Source organism: Akkermansia biwaensis (genome assembly GCF_026072915.1).
Classification (GTDB): Bacteria; Verrucomicrobiota; Verrucomicrobiia; order Verrucomicrobiales; family Akkermansiaceae; genus Akkermansia; species Akkermansia biwaensis.
In genome coordinates this window covers 1,570,723-1,593,423 of record NZ_AP025943.1, presented here as the reverse complement: position 1 = coordinate 1,593,423, position 22,701 = coordinate 1,570,723, and the positions used below count along the sequence as shown (strand labels likewise).

Below are 22,701 nucleotides of genomic sequence, written 5' to 3'. Positions count from 1 at the left end.
ACCAAATCATGAATCCTCGTTTACCACTACCTCTGCGCCGGGCTTTACTGACAGCCATGTGCGCCCTCGGCTGCCAAGCTTTCGCAGCCGAAGAATATACCGCTTCCAATCTGGAAGAATTTCAGGAAGCCTGGAACCAGCTTGCTGATGGAGATACGCTCAGGATCACCGGAACCATTGACTTTCAGGGAACGGACCTGACGGCATTGCCCGCAGACGCCCGCATCACCCTTGCCTCGGACGGCCATGGCACCGTCTCCAATTTCAACTACGGGGACATGTCCGCAGTCTCCATGCAGAATGTGAATGTAAGAGGAGAGGGAACCGTCCGGGTCGGCAGCATGACGGACGGCATGCTCAGCGGAACGGATGAAAGTGGAATCATCCTTTCCATAGAAAGCGGCTCCACCCTGGACGGCACATGGTTGTTACTGGAAAACAACAAGCTGGTAGCGGGAGACGGCGTCTTTCTTGACGGAAACAATGTCACCACCGGACATTCCACCTCCATAGAGACAAGAATCGACCCCGAAACGGGAGCCTTCATCTCCACGGTTGTCACCAATACTCCAGGAGAAATTGCCATGGAACTGGGAAAGGATGTCCAGATCGACGAAATGGACTTGTCCATGAACGACGGCGTCCGCGGTAAAATTATCTCCCATGGAGATATTTCCCTGTCCGATTCCACTCTCATCTCCACTGGGGCCGTCAACACGACATCCGTTTATGAAGACGAAGATTCCAAAACCCTGATCGGCAAGTCGGAATCCGTGGGAGCCACGGGGGGCATCGATTTCAGTGCCGGCGCCGTTACGATGACTGATACCGACCTGAGTACGGCAGGAGACGGCGACCTCTATACCGGCGGCGACATTCTCCTGGGAGACGGCAGCGACATTTCCGCCACGGACCGGGCGGAAATCACCACGGGAGCCCTGGTGCTCACGTCCGGCATTTCCATCCAGGACAACCAGGGCCGCTACCAGCCCGGAACCAGCATTCAGGAATCCATGGGTTTGTACGGCGACATATTCATCGGCAGCAACAGCTCCATCGAAAATTATGATCTGGATGCCGAAGGCTCCATCTTCATAGGAAATGGCGCGGAACTGACCTCTGTCACGCTGGACGCCATTTCCGTGGAACTGGATTCCGTCTCCATCTTTGAAAAGGAAGACGGCACCCGGACCGTATACATGACCACTGCCGTGGGCGACCAGGCCACTGTCTCCATCGGCGACCATTCCACCCTGAATGACGTGGACATTTACGCAGAGGGCGGAGACATCTACATTGGCAGCAACACCACCATCACCGGGGACAACGACCTTTCCGGCAGCCAGATGGCCGACATCTGGGCAGCGGATACGGTGGGAGACATCGACGATGAAGGCGTTTCCACCCGCGGGACCATTTCCTTTGAAGGAACGCTCAAGCAGAATGCGGACGGCGACTACGTTCTGGCCTCCGGAGAATACAGCGAAGGCACCTACGGGGGCAGCATCGTCATCGGCAACAACGTCACCCTGACCATGACCACCGTCGCGGCGGAAAATACCATCACGCTGGGTGACAACGTCACCTACCAGGGAACGGAAGATGCCTCCGTTTACCACATGAGCGCCTTCAGCGACTCGGACAACAGCCTCATCCAGGCCAGCATCAGGGACACGGATGAAAACGGAAACATCCTCAACGGGACCGTCACCATTACGGAGCGTGAGAACAAAATCACCACGGGCCGCAACAATACGTTCATGAACAGCACGGCTCCGGGCAGGTCCGCCGCCATGGATATTTCCAGAGGGGGAGCCCTGTATGCGCATGGAGACATCGTGATCGGAGAAAACAACCGTTTCATTGACAACTCGGCCTCCGGGTCCGGGGGAGCCGTTTTCGCCCAGAACAACATTGCCGAGACAATGGCCTACGTTGACGGGGAACGGACCTCCAAACTGACCACGGAAGTTCTGGACATCGTCGTAGGCAACGGTTCCGTCTTCTCCGGTAACCGGGCCGGAGCCAACGGAGGCGCCATCGCCTCCGAACTGACGACCAACCTTGCCTGGCAGGAAGGCGACAATGTGGACGACCTTTTCGAAAACGAAGGGGCCAATATCTGGCTCGGTAAAAACACGGTTTTCACGGATAATACCGCTGGCAGCCTTGGCGGCGCCATTCACCTGATGGAAGACCGCCTTCTGGTCATCGGCTCCGGTTCCTTTTTCGACGGCAACATGGCGGGAGGTGAAGCCAATGACATTTTTGCCGAAGACGGAGCTACCATCGTAGTCAATACCGACGCGGACGCAACCACCCTCATCAATAGCGGCATTTCCGACGCCGACTATTTCACCCTGGATGACGATCCGGAATGGATCCGCGGCTCCGCCAGCCTGGTCCAGCTGGGAGGCGGCAACCTGCTCTATGGCGGCAGGGACCAGGAAGACAACGGATTCGGCGGCGACTTCCTCCAGTATTCCGGAGCCGGTTCCCTGATCGTGGGCCATGTGGCCGAAATTGACAACGAACTTGTCGTGGAAGGTGCCCAACTGGGCGTTGAAGACCTGACGGACTATGAAATCAACGGCAAGGGCATCATCCTGACGGACAACTCCACCCTGGCCGGCGATACTCTGAAACTCAACGGGAATGCCGTGGTGGAAGTGGGGGAAGGCTCCTCCCTGCTGCTCAACGACATCACGTTCAACGGCAATTCCTCCGTCAAGCTCTGGCACATTGACGAAGCGGGCAATGGACGGGATCTTACCCACACGGCCTCCGGCATCTCATCCGTGGACAACGTTACCATTACCGGGGCGGATGCGGCCGGGCTGCCCCTGTTCAACTCCGCCTTCGTTTCCACAACGGCCGCCGCCAATGAGGACGGCACCATCCGGCTGTCCCAGAACATGAAGGGCGTGGCTTCTCCCATGCAGGGATATTCCGGCAACGTTTCCGGAGTGGCGGCAGGCATGGAGCAGGCCCGGATGAACGTGCGGGACGGCTCCGCCGCCCACAGGTTCTTTGAAAACCTGCTGGGAACCTCCAGCGCGGATGCCGCGGCAGCCATGATCCAGTCTGTCAGCGGAGAAACCGTGGTCAATGCGGCCTGGGCCTCCAATGACGCCCTCAAGGGCTTTGCGTCCCTCGTCCGGACGCAGGGGGCACTTTCCGCAGCCCAGGGTCTGAACAGCCCGGCTGCCAGGCCCGTGCAGGCCGTGGATGCCAAGGGTTCCCCCATCGCCATGGCTCCCGTAGCCTCCGGCCGCGGCTCCGTATGGGTTGGCGGACTGGGCTCCTGGACGGACCAGAACGCCCGCCACGGTATTGACGGGTACAAGTACGATGCGGGCGGCTATGCCGTCGGCGCGGACTTCAAGTTCTCCTCTTCCGCCCTGGTGGGGATGGCCGTCGGCCAATCCTTCGGCACTTTCCAGGACAAGGGAGGCTTCTCCAGCTATGATGCGGATTCCTTCATGGTCATGGCCTACGGCCGCTATACTCCCTCCCGGAACAAGAAACTGACCCTGGACGGATACGCCGCCTTCGGCACCACCTCCTTTGACGGAAACGCCCGCGTAGCGGATACCTCCGCCCATGGGGAGTTTGACGCGGGCTCCTTCGGAGCGGCCGTTTACGCCACCTGGACGGAAGAGCTGGCGAACAAGCTGGTCATCGCACCCTTTGCCGGGCTGGAATTCATGACCGGGAAGACGGACAGCTTCACTGAAAGCGGCGACCTGGCACGCACCTTCAGCGGAGCCCGCGCCCAGAACTGGACTCTGCCCGCAGGCATTACCGTGTCCCGCACCTTTACCGCAGGCACCAAAACCACGCTAACACCCGGAATCACGGTGGCCGTGGCACAGGACCTCAGCCGCATCAATCCCAAGGGCACGGTCGGCAGCGATCTGGGGTCCTGGACGGCACGCGGCGTCAACAAGGGACGCACGGCCCTGCGCGTCAGCGCAGGAGTCAGCGCCACCTTCGGCAGCCGCTGGGGCGCCCGCATCGGGTACTCCCTGGAAAGCCGCGCCGGCCTGACAGCCCAGGGTATCAACGGTTCCGTCAGCTACTCGTTCTAACGGAAAGCCGTTCCCGCCTTCCCGGTCTGCTACCCGGCCGGGAGGCAATTTTTTACTTGGACATATTCTTTTCCATGAACTCATCAACCTCAATCCGCCCCGCCATTCTTCTGGGCTGCGCATGTCTGCTGGCTTCCTGCGGCGGCGGTGCCGGCAAATCGGACTCATCCGCCGTGGCCCCTCCTCAGGCGCTGGAAACAGACAGCACCATCGTGATGACGGACGGCCACGGCGTATCCTACAAAATCACCTCGTCCAGCACCCTGGAAACGGGTGACGGCATCTTCTCCGGAACATACACGTATGCGCCCGGCGCCGCTTCCGCCCGGTTTTCCATGACACTGACCGAGAAAGACCGCGAACATCCCCGGACCGTTAAAAGTTCCGGAGAAATGACCTTTACCTCCGCCACGGAAGGAACCTACAGGGTAACAGACTATGATTCCTCCGCCATGTCCCCGGTAGGTCTGAGCGGCCCCTTCAGAATCACCAGGTAATGCATGCTTTTTCGGTATTATGTTGATAGCGGAGCCGCTCCCCCTGGAAGGGAGCGGCTCTCTTTTTGAAGGAAACTCCGTGAAAAAACAAAGCCGGGCGGAAATGAAAAGCCGCTTTCCCCGGAGGAGGAAAGCGGCCGAAAATAAAACGGATGGCATTTATTCACCGCTCTGGAGAACGGCGCCGCGGCTGGCGTTGGTGGCCAGCTTGCGGTAACGGCTGAGCCAGGAGGAGGAAACTTTGTTGTACGTGGGCTTCCACTCCGCACGGCGGCGTGCGATCTCATCCTCCGTGAGACAGGCGTTCAGCGTGCGGTCCGGAATGGAATACTCAATGATATCCCCGTCCTTCAGCAGGCCGATGAGGCCGCCTTCCGCAGCTTCCGGGGAGATATGGCCGATGCAGGCGCCGTGCGTGGCTCCGGAAAAACGGCCGTCCGTGATGAGCGCCACTTCCGCGCCCAGGCCCTGCCCCATGATGTAGGAAGTGGGCGCCAGCATCTCCTGCATGCCGGGGCCGCCCTTGGGCCCTTCATTGCGGATGACAACCACGTCGCCGGACTTCACCTTCCCGGCAAGGATGCCTTCACAGGCGTCTTCCTGGGACTCGAAAATCACGGCAGGCCCGCGGAAGCTCATCATGTCCGGGTGCACCCCGGCCTTTTTCACAACCGCGCCTTCTTCCGCCAGATTGCCGAACAGGATGGCCAGGCCGCCGTCTTTGGAATAGGCGTTTTCCAGCGGGTGAATCACGGTTTCATCCGTGATTCCGCATCCTTCCACGGTTTCTCCCAGCGTCTTGCCGCTGACGGTCATGGCATCCAGATGGAGGGAGCCGGGAATCCTGGCGATCTCATGGATGATGGCGCTCACGCCGCCGGCGCGCAGCACGTCCTGCATATGGAAGCGGGAGGAAGGCGCCACCTTGCAGATGTTCGGAGTGCGGCGGGAAATGTCGTTGATGCGCTGGAGGTCATACTCCACGCCCGCTTCCCGGGCGATGGCCAGCGTATGAAGCACGGTGTTGGAACTGCCGCCCATGGCCATGTCGATCGCAAAGGCGTTGTCAATGGCGTCACGGGTCACGATGTCCCTCGGCAGGGGGCCGTCCGCCTTCGCCATTTCCACGGCGCGGCGCGCGGTCTGCTTCCAGAACTCCTTGCGCTCCTCGGACGTCGCCAGCAGGGAGCCGTTGCCGGGGAGGGCCAGCCCGATCACCTCGCTCAGGCAATTCATGGAATTGGCCGTGAACATGCCGGAACAGGAACCTGCGCCAGGACACGCGCGGCATTCCAGGGAATGAAGTTCCGCCTCATTGATCTTGCCCGCCTTGAAACGGGCCACGGCTTCAAACACGCTGTTCAGGTCCAGCACGGCGCCGTCTTCCGCCATGCCCGCTGCCATCGGGCCGCCGCTGCAGAAAATGGTGGGGATATTGCAGCGCAGGGCGCCCATGATCATGCCGGGAACGATTTTGTCGCAATTCGGGATGCAGATCATGGCATCAAACGCATGGGCGCTGAGCATCGTCTCCACGCTGTCCGCAATCAGTTCGCGGCTGGCCAGGGAAAACTTCATGCCGCCGTGCCCCATGGCGATGCCGTCACAGACGCCGGGCAGGTTGAATTCCACGGGGGTGCCCCCCGCCTTGCGCACTTCCTCCTTAATCAGCGCGGCTACCTTGTTCAGATGGACATGGCCCGGAATCACTTCATTGAAAGAATTGCAAATGGCGATGAACGGACGGCTCAAATCCTCATCCGTCATCCCTGTGGCGCGCATCAGACTGCGGTGCGGCGCACGCTCGAAACCTGCTTTAACTTTATCGCTTCGCATGGCAATATACTATGGTGCGGGGCAAGTGTACCATATGAAGGCGGGAAGAGAAGTTGAATCTAGGCCAGTCTTGCAAAACGGAAGCGCTTCCGTTACAATCCCTTCACGGAAGGGGCGGGAGCCGCGCCCCGATCACCGTCCTCGGCAGGGAAATGTGAACAAATCGTCACACCTATTCTCAAGACACGGCAGCGCCTTCATCCTAAAAAACAGTCATGGCAACCATCCTTATCGCTGAAGACGATCACGCCATTTCGGACCTCGTCGCCTACAACCTGGAACGTGCCGGACACGTCCCTCTGGCGGCCTACGACGGCCTGACGGCCCTGGAAGTGGCCCGCAGGGACAAGCCGGACCTCATCCTGCTGGACCAGATGATGCCGGGCATGGACGGGCACGGCGTGCTCCGGGAACTGCGCCGCGACAGCCGCACCCAGGGCATTCCCGTCATCTTCCTGACTGCCAAGGCACAGGCGGAAGACCGCATTCAGGGGCTGGAACTGGGAGCGGACGACTATGTGACCAAACCATTCAGCCCCAAGGAGCTTGTTCTGCGCGTGGCCAGCGTGCTGAAGCGGTGCGAACACACGCCGGGCAGCGTCATCGCGGAGTACGGCCCCTTCACTTTTGACAAAAACGCCCTGAAATTCTACATCGACAAGGAAGAAGTGGATCTGACGGCCACGGAATTCAAGCTCATGGTGTACATGATCGAGCGCGAGGGGCAGACCCTGAACCGCAACGACCTGCTCAGCTGCGTGTGGGGGTACAGCCACCAGGCCCAGAGCCGCACATTGGACACGCACATGAAGCGGCTGCGCCAGAAGCTGGCCCCGTATGCGGACTGCATTGAAACCGTCCGCAGCATCGGCTACCGCTTCCTCCTGCCCGGACGCCGTCCTCGGCAGGAGCCTGCCTAACGTCTTCACGCCATGTCGGCCGTTGACTACATCCTCATCCTCCTGCTGCTGGCCTCCCTGTACCTGAACTGGCACCTGGTACAGACATGCCGGTCAGCCATGAAAGCCAGGAAAAAGGCTCTGAGGGACGCCCAGCGCCTGTTGAAACGCGGGGAAGAGGCCCAGGAACAGGCCATTGCGGACAAACGGCGCTTTCTGGAAGCGCTGGGGGAGGCCTTCCTGCTCATCGGCCCTTCCGGACACATCGTGCTGGCCAATACGCTGGCGCGCGAACTCTTTCAGGAAGAACGCTTGGAAGGCCGCAAAGTCGGTTCCCTGGTGTGCAATCAGGAACTTCTGCTCCACGTGCAGGAAGCCTTTGACACGGACGGTCCCGTCACCAAGGAATTCACCCTCAGCGCCATCAACTCCCCCGGCGGAGTGCAGAACGGCATCACGGCATGGCATCTGGACAGCGCCATCACGGATACCCCCATCAGGGAAAAGCGCATCCTGCTGCGCAACGTCACGCAGAACTACCTCACCAACCAGATGAGGAGGGACTTCGTGGCCAACGCCTCCCACGAACTGCGCACGCCTCTCACCATCATTGTGGGATACCTGGAAAACCTGATGGAAGACGAGCTCATGGAGGAAAGACCGGCCCTGGCCCGCAAATTCATCGGCATCATGCACCAGAACAGCCAGCGGCTCATGAACATCATTGAAGACATGCTCATGATCTCCAAGCTGGAATCCGGCCACAAGGCCATCCTGAAAGAGCAGTGGTTCCGCCTCACCTCCTGCGCGGACGACGTCTTCTCCCGGCTGGACTCCATCCGGGAGAAAAAGCAGGCCGCCCTGCACATGGACATCCCCGCGAAATGGGAACTGTACGGAGACCCCTTCTACTGGACGCAAATCCTGTTCAACCTGGTGGAAAACGCCCTCAAGCAGAACACGGAGCCGGACCTTTCCGTCACCGTGGCCGCCTCCCTCGCGCCGGACGCCTGCGTCATCACCGTGACGGACACGGGCGTGGGCATTCCCGCGGAAAGCCTCCCCTTCCTCTTCAACCGTTTCTACCGGGTGGAAACCCATCACTCCTCGGAAATCAAGGGAACGGGACTGGGCCTCTCCATCGTCAAACGAGCCGTGGAAGCCCATGACGGAACCATCACCGTCACCAGCGTTCCCCACCAGAAAACCACCTTCACCATCACCATTCCGCTGAAACGGTTCCGAAAAGGAAAAGAGGCATAAGATTCCGATGTGGAGCAACCAGACATGGTTACTGTTGAATCCGGGAGAAGAAACATACTCTCCAACCCGGCGGAATGGCTTCAAGGTTCACGGAAGCGGCCCATGTTCAAGTTCTACTCTTCTACGCCAGGAAACAATTGGATGGTTTTCCATTGATGGCACTTTCTATATCCATTCATGTAGTAGGAACATCAAAGTTGGCGATCAATTTATCCCATCTTTTTTCAAATTCACCCTCTCTAAAAATTCCTTATGGAACATCCGGATTTCCCTTCGGATCATTTTATAATCCGGATACTGTTTTTCCAAATCCTGCTGTTTCTGTACTTCTCCACAGGTTGCAGTCTTTTTTAATACACTAGTCTATTGGCCATATAAGTTTGGACAATCTCAAACCGCGTCGACGATGAACTAGTCCGGAAGAAACGATTCTTCCGTGCAAATGGAAAGTAGCATCGCTATTCAATATCCATTCTGAGCCTCTGCATAACGAACCAGCGCTTTTTTATCGCCCAGATGGTCAGCTGCTTTCAGCCCTATTTCCGCCATCTTCTTACGAAGAGAGGGCTTGTCGGCCTCCTTCAGCCATGCAGTCAGACATGCATCGGCCCGGGCCGACAATTGCTTGTCCTTCCACAAGTCAATCACTTGTCCATAAAACCCAAGAAACTGCAATGCCGTTTTCTCACGACTCAGCAAGTGGGGAAGCGCTTTTTCCAACACGGCGCATGTCTGCACTCTTACCTTCCGGTCCACTTTGTTCTGTTGATAAAATTTCAGCCAGTTTTTGAAAAAGCTTCTCTTGGTCTTCACTTCATAGGACAGCTTTCCCGCCATGTCCGGAATATCCTGCCGGGCCAAGGCACAGAAATTGCGCATATAGGCATCTACGGAATCCCATGATTCATTTTCCGCCAGCAATCGGGGATAGACGGCATAACCATTCGCCTTTTTCCAATCAATCCCCAGTTCCCTCTTCACAAAATACTCCCACAGGGTGGGATTACCGGGAAAAGCTTTCTTAAACTGTTCCAACAAAGCCAGCTTGTCTTTCTCTCCCAGACGTCCTTTCTTCCTCATTAAAGCCTGCCATGCGGAATAATTGGAAGGATTTCGCTTCAACGCCTCTTCCAACAATACTTCGGACTTCCGAGAATCGGCAGCCAGAAGAGACAAATAGTAACATAAATTGGAGGAGGAGGCATTCTCCCCCTTCCAAAAACGAGGCAATTCCGTAATCGTGGAAACGGCACCCTTCCACGGTCCCCCGGAACCGCCCTCCGACCATATCCATCCATAAATATTATTCCCTATTTTCCATTCTCCATCCATTCCCTTCCACACAAAAGCGCAATGCCCCGGCTGGCCGATCGTGTAGGAAGGAATTCCCTTTGCCTTCACAAACCCGGCAGCCCCTTTGGAAACGGCACCGCATACTCCTCCATATTCCACGTAAATCTGCAAAGAAACAGGTTTATGATCGTAAAACGCTCCACCGGCATGTACGCTGACCCCCTGTTTGTTCTTCATCCGGTAAGGAATAAAAGAACAAGCCGCATACCCGGCATTCTGAGCTTTAAAAGTTTTTTTCCGGGACGAATATTCCTGAGCCCAGGCAAGTTCTTCAATACTTTCCCTGCCCTGGAAAAGAATACCAAATTCCCACGGCTCCAGTGTAATGAACTGCGGAAACAATTTCTTTTCCGCAAAAGACTTTTTGTAAAAATCATACCGCGCTTCGCACTCCTCCGGTTCCCGGGACGAGGAGGCCAGCGCCGCGCCCAATGCCATGTTGAAACCGACCCCGGCAAGTTCTTTCCCTTCCTTCACCCAGATACTTCTCAATACAGCCAGCGTATCCTTTCCCGATGCCCTGGCAAACGCCAATTTTTCAAACGCCTCCGGATGATCCAGCAGCCATTTCACGAATTCCCTGTCCTTCAATTCATGAAGGATATAAGTCCTCTCCTTCCCGACCAACGCAAAGAAATGGGCCATATGGCAAGCCTGCGCCAGTTCCGGGTCCTTCAACAGGGATTCCAAGGAAAACGTTTTTTCCGCCTCCAGTTTCTTTTGAACATATTCCCGGCACAGCCCGGCAATACTCCGCACATCTCCACCCTCCATCTGCCATGCCAGACGCTGAAGAGGTAAGCTGCCGGCCTGCAATGTCCATGAAAAAATCAGGAATAATAATAAAAAATTAAACATATTTAATCTTTATGTGACAATAACATTCCCAATATTTTTACAAGAATATTACCGGACTACTTCCGGGGTTTCGTATAATTCAATATTTTTTTTCAACGCTTTGTCGATGATTTTAGCCAAAGGCAACACGGACATTTTCATGTTCTCACTCTTCAACATCACTGCTGTATTGCCACGCACAAAACAAATCCACGCATTCTCCGAATCGGCCACCGGCATCCCCAATTCATTCAAAATCGGCTTTACACAAAGATCATAATCCCCCACCAGTCCCGGATGCACGCGGGTCATGCCGGCGATCCGGTCCACATCAACACGCTGTCCGTATTGATTACACTGCATCGCAAAAAGGGAGCACAAAGCTTCTGCTCGAGATCCCAAATGGGCTATCATGTAATGTACAATGTATTCCTGATCTTCCTGTTTTATCGTAAACTTTCCACTGATTCCGTTAGTATGCGTCTCATCGTTCCGGGCATTTGGTTCAAAAGGAACATCCATATTTTTCCGAATCCAGCCCAGTGTTCCTATGCCGTTGCTGATGTTTGGAAAGATCTCTCTTTTTTCCTTTGCACCGGCTTGACGGATGATTTCCATCGTATTTAATTTTCTGATCAATTTTGAACCTCTCCCGTTTATGCCATCACAAATCCCGGGAGCCATTTTCGATTTGGCTTCTCTTTTCAAAAGACTCATCCGGATGGACCTTTTCCGGGGACCGAGTTTGCTTATCGCTTCAAGATGACGCGCTCGAGTCGGGAAAAATCCAAATTTCCTCTTTCCAGCCAGGGCATCCAATATTTCTCCTGTCAACTGAATAGCTTCCTCATTCGTCAATTTTAGAGAGGAAAAAGGATCTATCCATAACGAGTAGCCATCTCTCTCCACAGAGTAAAGACTTCTGGGAACCATATCCTTCCTGACAAGCATCGTTGAGCCGTTTTCATGTATCTGATAGATGAACAGTCCATGGTGTACATGCGGCATACGACTCGCCATCTCCATGAAATTCTTCATCGTTACCTGTCGGCTGTATATTCTGTCAGGAGAATAAAAAATAGTGAATTTCATATATACTTCACCGAATGAATCTACGACGCTCCACATTTTATCTCCTTTGTTCCCCACGATATAATAGTTAAGAGAGGAGCGTAATCCGAAAATATTCCCCGTATGCGGCGGTTTTTCTACAGATTCTTTTTCATCTATATCAATCTCCTCATATAAATTCCCAAGGCTGATTTTTCTTTCTTCAGGAGAGATATCCAGCGAAACCTTTTCCCATTTCATGCCAGGTTCAATTCTCCAGGCTATCTTGTTCAGATAGTAATCCTCCAAGGCAAAAGGAGGCTCTGGCTTTAACGTTGATTGCCCATATGCACCCTGACAGAATATACATAGAAATGCTATCACACATAGGCCGAAACGACTAGCCGGACACATGGAATTCATCATCATTATTACATCTATTTAAATTCAAAGCTTCGGAGATCTGGATCAGTGAAATCACTTCGTTTTCCATCCTTTAGTTTTTGATCAATATAGTTATTTTCATTCATATTTGTTGGACCGCCTCCCCTCGGAACAGGATCATGAACATGACTTTCAAAAATACAATAAGCATGTCCATCCCACCAAGTCTTGTCCTCCAATTGACCCGTTACAGGGTTACGAACCTGGCCTGTCTCCTTCCAATTTACACCTTTGGTGATAACGCCTCCATTTCCCAATACACCGGCTGCATATTCCATCAATCCTGCGGCCTCTATACAAATAATCTCTGCATTACTATTGCAAAAAGCATCTACCATCTTGCTTATGGACAACGGCATGGGAGATTGCTGCTGATCTATATAAAGAGAAGTCCGTTTATTTTCCTTGGGATTCCAGCCATCATGATATGTTGAACTCTGAGAGATTCCTCCACTCAATTTATCCATCAATTCGTTATTGTTTTCAGCGCCCCCAATTTCCCATTTGTCAAATGCCGCTTTCAGTAAATTTTTCCACGGTTTGTCCTGACTATTTCCTTCATTCAATAATACATAATAGGAAATATCCATTTTTTCTTCCAGTGATAATTCCACATCATATATTTTAAATTTCCATACATTCTGGTCAAATGGGTCTTCAGGCCCACGATGGCATTTTTGTGGAGGAACTTTTTTTCCTTCTACCTTATCCCTAGCCTTCCCTCCTTTGACGGAAAATTCTTTTTTTTCTGTTTCCAATATGTTCCCTTCACACCACGCCACCAAGGTTTCTATGGTTTGCGGCAAAACTTCAAATTCAGGAATGTAAGAGATTTTTCTACCTGCATAAAAACCTATTGGAGGTTGTTCTTTTTCCTCATTTTCGTCATCTTTAATAAATTCAGGGGTTGATACTGGCTTCCCTCGGAATGTATCCAATATTTTGAAGCCGCTTCCCCCTCCCGTTTCACTAAATACGGCTGATTTCAATGTTATCTTGGGAGCAATGGCTTTCTGTTTGGCTTGCCCAGGAATACGTATTTTCTTCCCTCCCACAATAATTGTTTGAACTTTAACCTCAACTTCAAATTCATTTCCCCATGTTTTCTCAGTTGTCTCAAATTTTGCAATCTTCTTATTTTCATCCCGAATATCAACATCTCCTCCAGATTTCCATTCATACGTTCTCTGTGGAGGCCTGATCATTTCTTCATATCCGGAATTGTTGGGTTTGAATTGTGTTATCGCCTTCAATGAAAAATTTTCTGTTGATGAATCATTTTCGCATCGTCCCACAATTAAGGTTTCCCCATCCGGCGTCATTTGAGACTCACCAAGTTCTTCAGGAACTATCTTTACCTTAAATTCATATATTCCATCTGCACCAAAAACTTGTGCAGAAAATAAACAGCATGTCAGCGGCAATAATTGTCTCAAAGTCATTTTTAATGTTCTTTTAACCATTTTTTCATTTCTTCAACGCTCACTTCCGGCTTAAGTGCAGAATCGGCACGGTACTGCTTCCAATCAATGTTATTTCTTTGCATTTTTTCCACTTCTTCAATGGAAAAAGGAATCGTAGTCTCAGGTGCGTAATGGGACCATTCATTTGAACGATAGAAGACGAAACAATCCTGCAGGCTCTCCCACGCGTTCTCCATCTGCCTTTTAAAATAATTTTTATCCCTGTCATTCCATATCTTCAAATGCCAGCGCCAGTTCATTTTAACATGATCCAAACCACCTAAAGTCAACAAATGGCGATAAATATAAATTCCTTGCCTCCGGCTCTCCCAAATTTCAAGAAGGTTTTTCCTGGCCACATCCTGGCTTGCCGCCCAGCTTGCTAATAGAGTTTCAGGCAACTTGTGCAAATCTTGTTCTTTCAAAGAAGGTGGATAAGGAGCCTTTAAACCGTAGGGGACAGACATCTTCCCAATGCTATTATAACGTATCCAAGCTTTTTTTGTTTCATCCAGAGAAGAAAGAAAAATACCGTTGATCGTTGTATTGACGGAATAATTCCTAACCAGTCGGATGTAATAACATCCTTTTCCATCCAGAATAAAATTCTTGTAAACTCCGCCTCCTGAAAAGGACTTAACACGGCCCCTGGCCTGGACGGGCATACTGCTGGTTGTAGTCAAAGCCTCCATCAAATACTGAAGAGGATTCCGGCCTTTCTCCAACTTCGCGTTTCCTGTAGCCATATCCAGGTTGAAATCCGAAGTCATTTTGCGTACTTCAATGAGATAATCCCGCATCCCATTGCGGAGATCGTACTCCGCAAGCGGAGTGGGATCATAAAAATAAAGAGATAAAAGGTGTCTCCCTTCGGGAACAGTAACAATGGCGCCCAAATCGGGACCATCAAAAGTGGAAGGATAATCTTCCCCACCATCTCCCCATGAAGCCAGCGTTCTTGTAGTACTCTCCGGACAATACAGGATGCTACGCATTCCGGGTTCATTTATATAAGTAACAGCGCCTTTCAACCATGTTGCGTTTGCATGCGGCCCCCGGACTGGCAAGCATCCATAGGATGGATCAAAAGAATACTCTATATCACCTATAGGAGAATTAGCCGCACACAACAGGGCGTACCCCTGTCCGTAACGCCCGCACCAATCTCCCTGCGTGGCCCAATCCTCATACCAGTAGCAGGTATCGAATTTTTCTTCTGGAGACAGACTCGTGCGACCGGCAGGCAGACTTGCCATCTGCCGCATTGCCGGGAGAAGCGGTGGGCGCGGATGATCCGCGGAGGTTATCCTCCCAGATGCCGGTGAAGGTCTCACGGCCGTTTTCCCTGCCTTGACCAAACCGTGTCCGTGTGTTCCCGCATACAATTCTCCACCCGGCAGCACTACGAAGCAGGTCGTATAAATAGGGGCCTTTTCTTCTACTTCTTTCTTTAAATCCACTTCACGAATCGTCAGGGACGGTGTCCGAACAAAACAGGCCCCCGATTCACGGAATCCAACCCACATTCCTCCGGGAACCGGATAAAAACAAGTGACGTAGTCTTCCGGTAGCAACGAGGAATCAGATAAAGAACCCGCTCTCCTGTTTTTGCGCTTGTCCCCTGTGTCCAGCCAGAGGCCAGCATTTTTTCTTTTATAGTCACGGCCTCTTAAAAAATTCCAGTCATGCAGGCTCCTTCCATAGCCAAGACCGGCAATCGTTCCCACCCACACAGATCCACCTGCTGCGCAAACGGCATTACTAAAGTTGGAAGGCAGTCCTTTTCCACGCGCTTCCACAGGTTGGCGAATACGCTGCTCCTTATCCCAATAAAACTTTGTCTGTACCATTTTCCAATCCGAATATCGGGAAGCAGGGGATGCATACCCTATGCCGTTTGTCAAAAAAGCAGCCCACAGCCCACCCTGCTCATTGAAGGACAATGATACGATCTGATCCTCCGGCAAGCCGTTGGCACGTGTGAAGTCCTTCCATTCTTCCGTTTCAGCGGAATAAATGGTCAATCCTCCGGACGTAGCTATGGCTACATCACCATTCAAGGGAGATACCGCCAGAGCCGGAACACGCTCACCCAGCAAGGCATTGTTCTGATTATACTGCATCCAGCTTTCTCCATTCCAGACGGCCACGCCCTGATTATCCGTACCGGCCCAAATACGCCCCTGCCGGTCTTCCACCAAAGAAAGAAAATTGACCGTCCGCGGCAGACCATTTCCCTTTTGTTTTTCCCAATGATCCGAATCATGAGAAAGTTTCAACAGTCCCTCCCCCTCCGTCGCCACCCACAGATCTCCTGACCTGCTGTACAGCGCGGCCATAACAAAAGCATTGGGACACGGCGGAATATCCCTCCCTAAAGCAACCGCTAGCAAGTAACAAAAACACAAGGCTCCGGCAAAGACAGATGTTGTTATTTTTTTACTTATTAAATACACATTCTATTTATTACAAATAAATCCTAAATGTCAATACATATGCTTTAAATTAGCAAAATAAAATCAAATTGTTGCCGTGAAGCCGTCCAAAAGAAAAACGGCGCCCTTCCGTGATACGGAGGACGCCGGGATTTTCCGGAAATCGGATTGACTGCCAGTTTGAGCAGCGAAGCGCACAAACCTTAGGACTTGTAACGCAAACGCTTCTTGTGACGGTTCTGACGCATGCGCTTGCTGCGCTTATGCTTGTTGATTTTTGCTTTACGGCGTTTTTTGAGCGATCCCATGATTGTGGTTCGTTTGTTGTTTTACTATGGTGAGAAAAGGTTAATAAACCAGTTTGTTGAGCGGGTATTCAATGATGCCTTCCGCTCCCAGGGACTTGAGCCGGGGAATGATATCCCGTACGGCGGATTCGTCAATGACTGTTTCCACGGCCAGCCAGCCTTCTTCCGCCAGATGGGAGATGGTGGGGCGGCGCAGGGACGGCAGGGCCTCCACCAGGCCGTCCAGGGCGGCGGCGGGAAGGTTCATCTTCAAGCCCACCTTTCGGCGTGCTTCCAGAGCGCCCTTGAGCATGAGCACCATGGCTTCCAGCTTCTGCCTCTTCCATTCGTCCTCCATCGTTTCCTTGTTGGCGATGAACTGGGGATAGGAGGTCATCAGGGTGTCCACGATGCGGAGCTTGTTGGCCTTGATGGAGCTGCCCGTTTCCGTGATGTCCACGATGGCGTCCACCAGTTCCGGCACCTTCACTTCCGTGGCGCCCCAGGAGAATTCCACATGGGCCTTGATGCCTTTTTCCTGAAGCCAGCGTTCCGTAATGCCCACGCCTTCCGTGGCGATGCGCTTGCCCTGCAGGTCTTCAGCACAAGTGATGGGAGAGTCTTCCGGAACCACCAGCACCCAGCGGGTGGGTCTGGAGGTGGCCTTGGAGTATTGGAGGTCCGTCAGCACTTCCACATCCGCGCGGTTTTCATAGATCCAGTCGCGTCCGGTGATGCCGCAGTCGATGAAACCGTCGTTGACGTAACGGCCGATTTCCTGGGCGCGGATCAGGAAGAGCTCCAGATCGTCGTCATCGGAAGTCGGGCGGTAGCCGCGGCTGGATACATAGATGTTGTAGCCGGCCTTGCGGAACAATTCCACGGTGGAGTCCTGCAAACTGCCTTTGGGAAGTGCTATTTTGAGTTTCTTCGACATGATGGGACGAAAATGAAAACCCACGCGAGCCTCATTGTCAAGTTCAGAACCTCATGCCGGTTAATTTAACGGGCCATGAGCCGTTCTATGTCATCCGGCAGCAGCGGCACGTCCCCCAGCAGGTCCGTGTTTTCCGTCTCGCCGATCAGGATGTCGTTTTCCAGGCGGATGCCGATGGATTCCTCCGCGATGTAAATGCCCGGCTCCACGGTGAAAACCATGCCCGGCAGCACGACGGGGTTGCTTTCCCCGACGTCGTGCACGTCCAGCCCCAGGAAGTGGGAACATCCGTGCATGTAATATTTGCGGACAATGGGGGGATCAGCCGGGTTTTCCGCCACCTGGGCCGGAGTGATGAGGCCGAGCTTGACGAGTTCCCCCGCAGCGAAGACGCGTACCAGGCGTTCGTATTCGGATTTGAGGATTCCGGGCCTCAGGATGCTTTTGGCATAGGTCATCATGTTCAGCACGCTTTCATACACGGCGCGCTGGCGGGGCGTGAACTTCCCGTTCACGGGAACGGTACGGGTCATGTCGGAATTGTAGTTGCCGTATTCCGTGCCTATGTCCATGAGCACCAGGGCGCCGTCTTCACACCGCTTGCTGTTCTGGATGTAGTGCAGCACGCAGGTATCCTTTCCGGAGGCGATGATGGGCAGGAAGGAGAATTTGCGGGCGCCCCTGCCGATGAATTCGTTGGAGAGGAAGCCTTCTATCTGCCATTCCCCCAGTCCCGGCCTGATGAAGCCGAGCAGCGCACGGAATCCTTCATTGGTGATTTCACAGGCTTTTTTGAGCGCTTCAATTTCCTCCGGCTTTTTGATCTGGCGCATCAGGGAGAGGATTTCATAGACGTTTTTCAAAACCACGTCCGGGAATTTTTCCTTCAGCTCCTTGGTCATGCGGGCATTGCGCGTTTCCACCGGGCAGGTGCAGCGGGGATGCTGGTTGGCCTCCACAAAAACCATTCCGGCGGTCGGCACCAGGCGGTCCAGCAGGGAGTCGTATTCCTTCGTCCAGCGCACGTCCTGAATGCCGCTCAGTTCCCGGGCCTGTTGCTGGGAGAGCCGCGCGCCTTCCCAGATGGCGATCTGTTCGTTCGTCTCCCTCAGCAGCAGGATTTCATCCCACCCGTCTGCCCGGATGGTCATGATCAGCACGGATTCCTCCTGGTCGATGCCGGTGAGATAAAAAAGGTTGGCATTCTGATGCAGGGCGAAGGTGCCGTCGGCATTGGTAGGGAATACGTCGTTGGCGTGCAGGATCAGCATGCTGCCGACAGGCAGCCGGGAGGCCAGTTCCTTACGGTTGCCGGAATAAAAGGAGGAGGGAAGCGGCTCGTATCTCATACCGACAGCATGCTCCGCTTTTCCGGCTTGTCAATCATGCATCGGGACAGGTGCATTGCATGGATTCAACGGCCTTCCGCAAGAAAAGAAGAGCGTTCGGAAGGAATCGGGTCATACCCCCTAACAGGAGTCTTTCGAATTCCGTCACACCCTGCATGTCCGGAACGGTTTCACGATTTTTTCTGCTGCTGGGCGCCGGACTGGCGCTTTCCTGCTCCAATTCCCAGAAACTGCCTTCCTCACCCCTGATCACCCATCCCCTGCACCCGGATTCCAGGCAAAGCTGCTTTGAAGGGGTATGGTACAATCCCACGGAACAGGCCATTTGGAGCACCCCAAAATTGAACGTGTACGTAGCGCCCGTCAATATCAATTACATCAAGACACAGTTCCCGAAGGAAGCCCCGGCGCTGGCGGAACAGTTCAGAACGGAACTCCAGAAGGACATCGCCAGAGTCCTGGAAGAAAAGAACAGACAGACCGGCGGCAAAATCAACTGGAAACTGGTTTCCCGTCCCACGAAGGGCTGCATCATTCTGGACGTGGCCATGGTGAAGCTGAAAGCCACGGACGTGGACGGCAACATCATGTCGGACCTGGTTTCCCTGGTCTCCCCTCTGCCGGGAACATCCCTGCTGCTGGGCAGCTGCATGAGCGGGGACGTGGGTATTGAAGGGCGTCTTGTGGACACGCGCACGGATGCCGGCATCATGGAGTTCAAAGCCTATAATACGGACCCCATCACCCTGTTTTCCGTCAAGGAGTTTGAACGCTTTGCCTTTGACAAGCGGAACCTCCGGCTTTTCGCCAGCGGAATTTCCTCTATTTTCAAGGATGGCCCTTCAAGCTACATTCCCAAGACGGGTCAGATTGATCTGAACCCGTTTTAAGCGGATTTCTTCTCCTCGTCCGCGGCAGATTTTTCCGCGGGATCATAGAAAACGCAGTCCTGCACCGTCTTCCGGGTCTTGAAAGCATACACCAGAAAGGCAAGACCCACGAAAATAAGGAATACGGAAAGGAACTGGCCGCGCGTCATTCCCATGGAGAACGGGGAGTCAGGTTCCCGGAATTCCTCGCAGACGATTCTGCCGATGGCATAGACAATGGCGAATACGCCGCAAAACACGCCGTTCCAGGCACGCGGGAATTTCACCCGGATGAACCACAGGATGGCAAAGAGCACCACGCCTTCCGCAAAGGCCTCATATAGCTGGGAGGGGTAACGCGCATGGCCCTCCATCACCTGGGCCACGATTTCCTTGACGGCAGGGGTATCCCTGACCCTGTCCGCCACCCAGGCGGCATTCATTTGCTCCGGCACGGAGATGCCGGAAAGATACATTTTATCCAGCAGTCCCGGCTCTCCATAAATGCGGGAGGCCACCTGCATGAACAAGTCCGGGTCCTGTGCGAGTTCCCCCGGAAAGATCATGCCCTGGGAGGAGCCGGGAGGAACAATGCGCCCGTACAATTCTCCGTTGATGAAGTTGGCCATGCGCCCGAAGAACAGGCCGACGGGAGCGACAATGGCCAGGCCATCCAGCAGGGCCACCCATTTGACACGGTGCTTCCAGGCATAATAGAAGGTGTAAAGCCCCACGCCGATCATGCCGCCGTGACTGGCCATGCCGCCCTCCCACACGCGCAGGATCACGAAGGGATCCGCCAGGAATTGGGCCCAGCCGTGATTGGGTATATGGTAAAAAAATACATAGCCCAGCCGGCCTCCGAAGAGCACGCCGAAGATCGCCACATAAGTCACAAAGTCGGCCAGCCTTTCCTGCGGAACGGGGTACAGCTTCCTGCGGGAGAGCCAGGAAAGCAGGAAATACCCGGCGATAAATCCCAGCAGGTAGGCAACGCCATACCAGCGCAGGGCGATGGAATCCGTAAACTGCCAGATAACGGGGTTCAGGTCGTGTACATAGGGAGACGCACTCATGAATGTTCCTTTCCGGGCAGGTATTGGGTAAGGCTTTCCACAGCTTCGCGGTTCAGGCCTCTTGCCAGGGCTACCGTCAGCTCCGTTGCGGCTCGGTAATCGCGCAGGTCCAGCACCCCGTTATGGGCATGAATGTACCGGGTGGGGATTCCCAGCACGATGCAGGGCACTCCCTTTCCGGAGAGATGAAGCGCTCCGGCATCCGTGCCGCCGGAACGCCGCACGGTGAGCTGGAAGGGGATGGACGCCTTCACGGCCACTTCCTCCGCCAATGCGGCCAGGCGGGGATTGGTGATGGCCGTAGGGTCAAACAATCTGATCTGCACGCCGCCCCCCAGAGCTCCCTGGGAGTCGCCGGAGGAAAATCCCGGGGTATCGTCCGCGGGGGGAGCCTCCAGGACAATCACGCAATCCGGCTTCATGGCGGCGCCCGCCGTTCTGGCTCCACGGGTTCCCACTTCCTCCTGCACCGTTGCGGCGGCAATAAGCGTGTTGGGGTGCCCTTCCCGGCACAGTGTCTTGAAAGCCTCTACCATGACGGATAAACCGGCACGGTTGTCAAATGCCTTGCCCATGACGCGGAACGGATTTTCCAGATGGGAAAAGGCTGCGTCAGGCACCACGGGGTCTCCCAGGCGGATGCCGAATTCGTTCTTCACCTGCTCTGCGCTTTCAGCCCCCACATCCACAAACAGGGCATCCATGGCCATGACGGTGTTGCGCTGGCCTTCCGGCAAAAAATGGGGGGGCCGGGAACCGATCACTCCCTGAATGCGGCGTCCGGAGCGGGTTCTCACCAGAACGCGCTGGCTCAGCAGGGTATGCGGCCACCAGCCGCCGATGCCCACCAACTGTAGAAAGCCGCCGGCTGTAATATTCTGAACGAGAAAGCCTATTTCATCCATATGGGCCGCCAGCATCACGCGGGGACCGGAATCCCCGCTGGTGCAGAACAGGCAGCCGGAACCGTCCGCGGAAAATTCCCCATATCCGGAAAGTTCCTGCGCCACAAGCGCCCTCACTTCATCCTCATGTCCTGAGATACCGTGGGCTTCCGAAAATTTTTTCAGCAGATCCGAATCAATCGCCATGGGCCGAGCATGTGAAAACGCCCTTCCCAGGTCAAGCCCGCAGCCGTGCCGCATGATTTTTTCTTGACCGGATGCTTGCGGCCCTCAAATACCGCAAGCAAATTTTCCCTGCCGTTTTCATGAAAGAAACAAGAGATTTTTGCTAGCCACAATCCGGTTTTTGGTGTAACTAATCAGGGAATCGAATTGTGCTATGAAATCCATCCTTACTTTCATCACGGCTATGCTGGCTGCCGTGCTTCTTATTCCTGCGGCATCCGCACAAAGCACGAGCAACCCAAAAACGCAGGTGCGCGTTACCCTGGACAAGCTGTCCCTGTACATGCGCCAGTCTCCGAACGTGCCCACGCAGGACGATCCGCGGTCCCTGCCCAAGCCGAAGAGGTGGGCGGATTTTGAAGTGCCTTTCAAGGTGGAAGCTTCTCCAATGCCCAAATCCGGCTACATTGATTCCCTGACGTTCAAATTCTATATTGCCGTGGTCAATCCGGACCGCGCGCGCCAGTACCTGAAACTGTACAAGGAAATCAAGTACGTCAATGTTCCGGTGGGTGAATCCACCTACGCTTCCGTTTACCTTTCCCCCTCCTCCGTCAAGCGCATCACCGGCTCGGAAGGCGGCCGCGGCAAGTGGGTCAAGTATGAAGGCGTTGTCGTGGAATATAACGGCAAGGTAGTGGCTACCTATTCCTCTGAACGCGGCAAGATGGAAAAATGGTGGACCATCCAGTCCCCCAGCATTGTGGAAACCACCTATTATCCCCTGCTGAACAAGGATGAAACACCCTTCTCCGTATATTGGTATGACCGTTATCCGGAAATCATGAAGCCCAACCTCCACCAGGGAGGCTCCGCTCCGGAACCTTCCGGCTTCGGAACGCCGACGCCGCCGGAAACCGACGATCTTTGATCTTTTGTATCGTT

General features: G+C 54.1%; 17 protein-coding genes. 7 read left to right on the top strand and 10 right to left on the bottom strand.

Annotated elements, in window-relative coordinates:
* Positions 1 to 8: 8 nt before the first annotated feature.
* The gene (locus OQH67_RS06510; RefSeq protein WP_215434133.1) at positions 9 to 4,091 is read left to right on the top strand and encodes an autotransporter outer membrane beta-barrel domain-containing protein; all 4,083 of its coding nucleotides are present in this window, start codon (positions 9 to 11) and stop codon (positions 4,089 to 4,091) included.
* 74 nt (positions 4,092 to 4,165) lie between these two features.
* Positions 4,166 to 4,588 (top strand): hypothetical protein, encoded by a 423-nt coding sequence (locus tag OQH67_RS06505; protein WP_215434135.1) that lies wholly within the window; start codon positions 4,166 to 4,168, stop codon positions 4,586 to 4,588.
* A gap of 159 nt (positions 4,589 to 4,747) precedes the next feature.
* Here the strand turns inward: OQH67_RS06505 and ilvD are convergent, their stop codons facing one another.
* Positions 4,748 to 6,424 (bottom strand): dihydroxy-acid dehydratase, encoded by a 1,677-nt coding sequence (ilvD, locus tag OQH67_RS06500; protein ID WP_067570568.1) that lies wholly within the window; start codon positions 6,422 to 6,424, stop codon positions 4,748 to 4,750.
* Positions 6,425 to 6,639: 215 nt separating this feature from the next.
* On the opposite strand from ilvD, the gene OQH67_RS06495 reads away from it, so the two are divergent.
* Positions 6,640 to 7,344 carry a response regulator transcription factor gene (locus OQH67_RS06495; RefSeq protein WP_215434137.1) on the top strand — a complete coding sequence of 235 codons (705 nt, stop codon included), beginning with the start codon at positions 6,640 to 6,642 and terminating at the stop codon, positions 7,342 to 7,344.
* Between the two features lie 12 nt (positions 7,345 to 7,356).
* Positions 7,357 to 8,586 (top strand): sensor histidine kinase, encoded by a 1,230-nt coding sequence (locus OQH67_RS06490; RefSeq protein WP_215434139.1) that lies wholly within the window; start codon positions 7,357 to 7,359, stop codon positions 8,584 to 8,586.
* A gap of 462 nt (positions 8,587 to 9,048) precedes the next feature.
* Here OQH67_RS06490 and OQH67_RS06485 read toward each other — a convergent pair whose 3' ends face one another.
* The gene (locus tag OQH67_RS06485; protein ID WP_215434141.1) at positions 9,049 to 9,762 is read right to left on the bottom strand and encodes a hypothetical protein; all 714 of its coding nucleotides are present in this window, start codon (positions 9,760 to 9,762) and stop codon (positions 9,049 to 9,051) included.
* 177 nt (positions 9,763 to 9,939) lie between these two features.
* Here OQH67_RS06485 and OQH67_RS06480 point away from each other — a divergent pair, with 177 nt between their 5' ends.
* The gene (locus OQH67_RS06480) at positions 9,940 to 10,740 is read left to right on the top strand and encodes a hypothetical protein (RefSeq protein WP_215434143.1); all 801 of its coding nucleotides are present in this window, start codon (positions 9,940 to 9,942) and stop codon (positions 10,738 to 10,740) included.
* Positions 10,741 to 10,845: 105 nt separating this feature from the next.
* On the opposite strand, the gene OQH67_RS06475 is transcribed toward OQH67_RS06480, so the two are convergent.
* The 6 genes from OQH67_RS06475 to OQH67_RS06455 form a co-directional block, all read right to left on the bottom strand.
* Positions 10,846 to 12,135 carry a hypothetical protein gene (locus OQH67_RS06475; RefSeq protein ID WP_215458906.1) on the bottom strand — a complete coding sequence of 430 codons (1,290 nt, stop codon included), beginning with the start codon at positions 12,133 to 12,135 and terminating at the stop codon, positions 10,846 to 10,848.
* A gap of 128 nt (positions 12,136 to 12,263) precedes the next feature.
* Positions 12,264 to 13,733: a hypothetical protein gene (locus OQH67_RS06470; RefSeq protein ID WP_215434146.1), complete on the bottom strand. Its 1,470-nt coding sequence runs from the start codon at positions 13,731 to 13,733 to the stop codon at positions 12,264 to 12,266.
* A complete protein-coding gene (locus OQH67_RS06465) occupies positions 13,715 to 16,072 on the bottom strand; it encodes a ligand-binding sensor domain-containing protein (protein WP_215434148.1) in 2,358 nt (785 codons plus the stop codon). The genes OQH67_RS06470 and OQH67_RS06465 overlap by 19 nt, the downstream gene beginning before the upstream one ends.
* Before the next feature lie 299 nt (positions 16,073 to 16,371).
* Entirely contained in the window at positions 16,372 to 16,476 is a 105-nt protein-coding gene (locus tag OQH67_RS13130; protein WP_012420149.1) for a hypothetical protein, read from the bottom strand.
* Between the two features lie 40 nt (positions 16,477 to 16,516).
* Positions 16,517 to 17,392: an ATP phosphoribosyltransferase gene (gene hisG / locus OQH67_RS06460; protein ID WP_067570581.1), complete on the bottom strand. Its 876-nt coding sequence runs from the start codon at positions 17,390 to 17,392 to the stop codon at positions 16,517 to 16,519.
* Between the two features lie 65 nt (positions 17,393 to 17,457).
* Complete coding sequence (locus tag OQH67_RS06455; RefSeq protein ID WP_215434149.1) at positions 17,458 to 18,741, bottom strand: aminopeptidase P N-terminal domain-containing protein; 1,284 nt, start codon at positions 18,739 to 18,741, stop codon at positions 17,458 to 17,460.
* A gap of 155 nt (positions 18,742 to 18,896) precedes the next feature.
* Between OQH67_RS06455 and OQH67_RS06450 the strand changes: the two genes are divergently transcribed.
* The gene (locus OQH67_RS06450; RefSeq protein WP_215434150.1) at positions 18,897 to 19,631 is read left to right on the top strand and encodes a hypothetical protein; all 735 of its coding nucleotides are present in this window, start codon (positions 18,897 to 18,899) and stop codon (positions 19,629 to 19,631) included.
* Here the strand turns inward: OQH67_RS06450 and lgt are convergent.
* Both lgt and OQH67_RS06440 read right to left on the bottom strand, forming a co-directional pair.
* Complete coding sequence (gene lgt / locus OQH67_RS06445; protein ID WP_215434152.1) at positions 19,628 to 20,686, bottom strand: prolipoprotein diacylglyceryl transferase; 1,059 nt, start codon at positions 20,684 to 20,686, stop codon at positions 19,628 to 19,630. The genes OQH67_RS06450 and lgt overlap by 4 nt on opposite strands.
* Positions 20,683 to 21,777 carry a M42 family metallopeptidase gene (locus tag OQH67_RS06440; RefSeq protein ID WP_215711667.1) on the bottom strand — a complete coding sequence of 365 codons (1,095 nt, stop codon included), beginning with the start codon at positions 21,775 to 21,777 and terminating at the stop codon, positions 20,683 to 20,685. Before OQH67_RS06440 ends, lgt begins: the two co-directional genes overlap by 4 nt.
* 193 nt (positions 21,778 to 21,970) lie before the next feature.
* Here OQH67_RS06440 and mul2A point away from each other — a divergent pair, with 193 nt between their 5' ends.
* Positions 21,971 to 22,687: an Amuc_1102 family pilus-like protein gene (gene mul2A, locus OQH67_RS06435; protein WP_215434156.1), complete on the top strand. Its 717-nt coding sequence runs from the start codon at positions 21,971 to 21,973 to the stop codon at positions 22,685 to 22,687.
* Positions 22,688 to 22,701 lie beyond the last annotated feature (14 nt).

Bases quoted from the DNA above. Each gene is read 5' to 3' on its own strand.
- lgt (WP_215434152.1), bottom strand. From the start codon at position 20,686: ATGAGTGCGTCTCCCTATGTACACGACCTGAACCCCGTTATCTGGCAG.
- mul2A (WP_215434156.1), top strand. From the start codon at position 21,971: ATGAAATCCATCCTTACTTTCATCACGGCTATGCTGGCTGCCGTGCTT.
- OQH67_RS06450 (WP_215434150.1), top strand. From the start codon at position 18,897: ATGTCCGGAACGGTTTCACGATTTTTTCTGCTGCTGGGCGCCGGACTG.
- OQH67_RS06440 (WP_215711667.1), bottom strand. From the start codon at position 21,777: ATGGCGATTGATTCGGATCTGCTGAAAAAATTTTCGGAAGCCCACGGT.
- OQH67_RS06480 (WP_215434143.1), top strand. From the start codon at position 9,940: ATGCCCCGGCTGGCCGATCGTGTAGGAAGGAATTCCCTTTGCCTTCAC.
- OQH67_RS06465 (WP_215434148.1), bottom strand. From the start codon at position 16,072: ATGGCCGCGCTGTACAGCAGGTCAGGAGATCTGTGGGTGGCGACGGAG.
- OQH67_RS06455 (WP_215434149.1), bottom strand. From the start codon at position 18,741: ATGAGATACGAGCCGCTTCCCTCCTCCTTTTATTCCGGCAACCGTAAG.
- OQH67_RS13130 (WP_012420149.1), bottom strand. From the start codon at position 16,476: ATGGGATCGCTCAAAAAACGCCGTAAAGCAAAAATCAACAAGCATAAG.
- OQH67_RS06505 (WP_215434135.1), top strand. From the start codon at position 4,166: ATGAACTCATCAACCTCAATCCGCCCCGCCATTCTTCTGGGCTGCGCA.
- OQH67_RS06495 (WP_215434137.1), top strand. From the start codon at position 6,640: ATGGCAACCATCCTTATCGCTGAAGACGATCACGCCATTTCGGACCTC.
- ilvD (WP_067570568.1), bottom strand. From the start codon at position 6,424: ATGCGAAGCGATAAAGTTAAAGCAGGTTTCGAGCGTGCGCCGCACCGC.
- OQH67_RS06510 (WP_215434133.1), top strand. From the start codon at position 9: ATGAATCCTCGTTTACCACTACCTCTGCGCCGGGCTTTACTGACAGCC.
- OQH67_RS06470 (WP_215434146.1), bottom strand. From the start codon at position 13,733: ATGGTTAAAAGAACATTAAAAATGACTTTGAGACAATTATTGCCGCTG.
- hisG (WP_067570581.1), bottom strand. From the start codon at position 17,392: ATGTCGAAGAAACTCAAAATAGCACTTCCCAAAGGCAGTTTGCAGGAC.
- OQH67_RS06490 (WP_215434139.1), top strand. From the start codon at position 7,357: ATGTCGGCCGTTGACTACATCCTCATCCTCCTGCTGCTGGCCTCCCTG.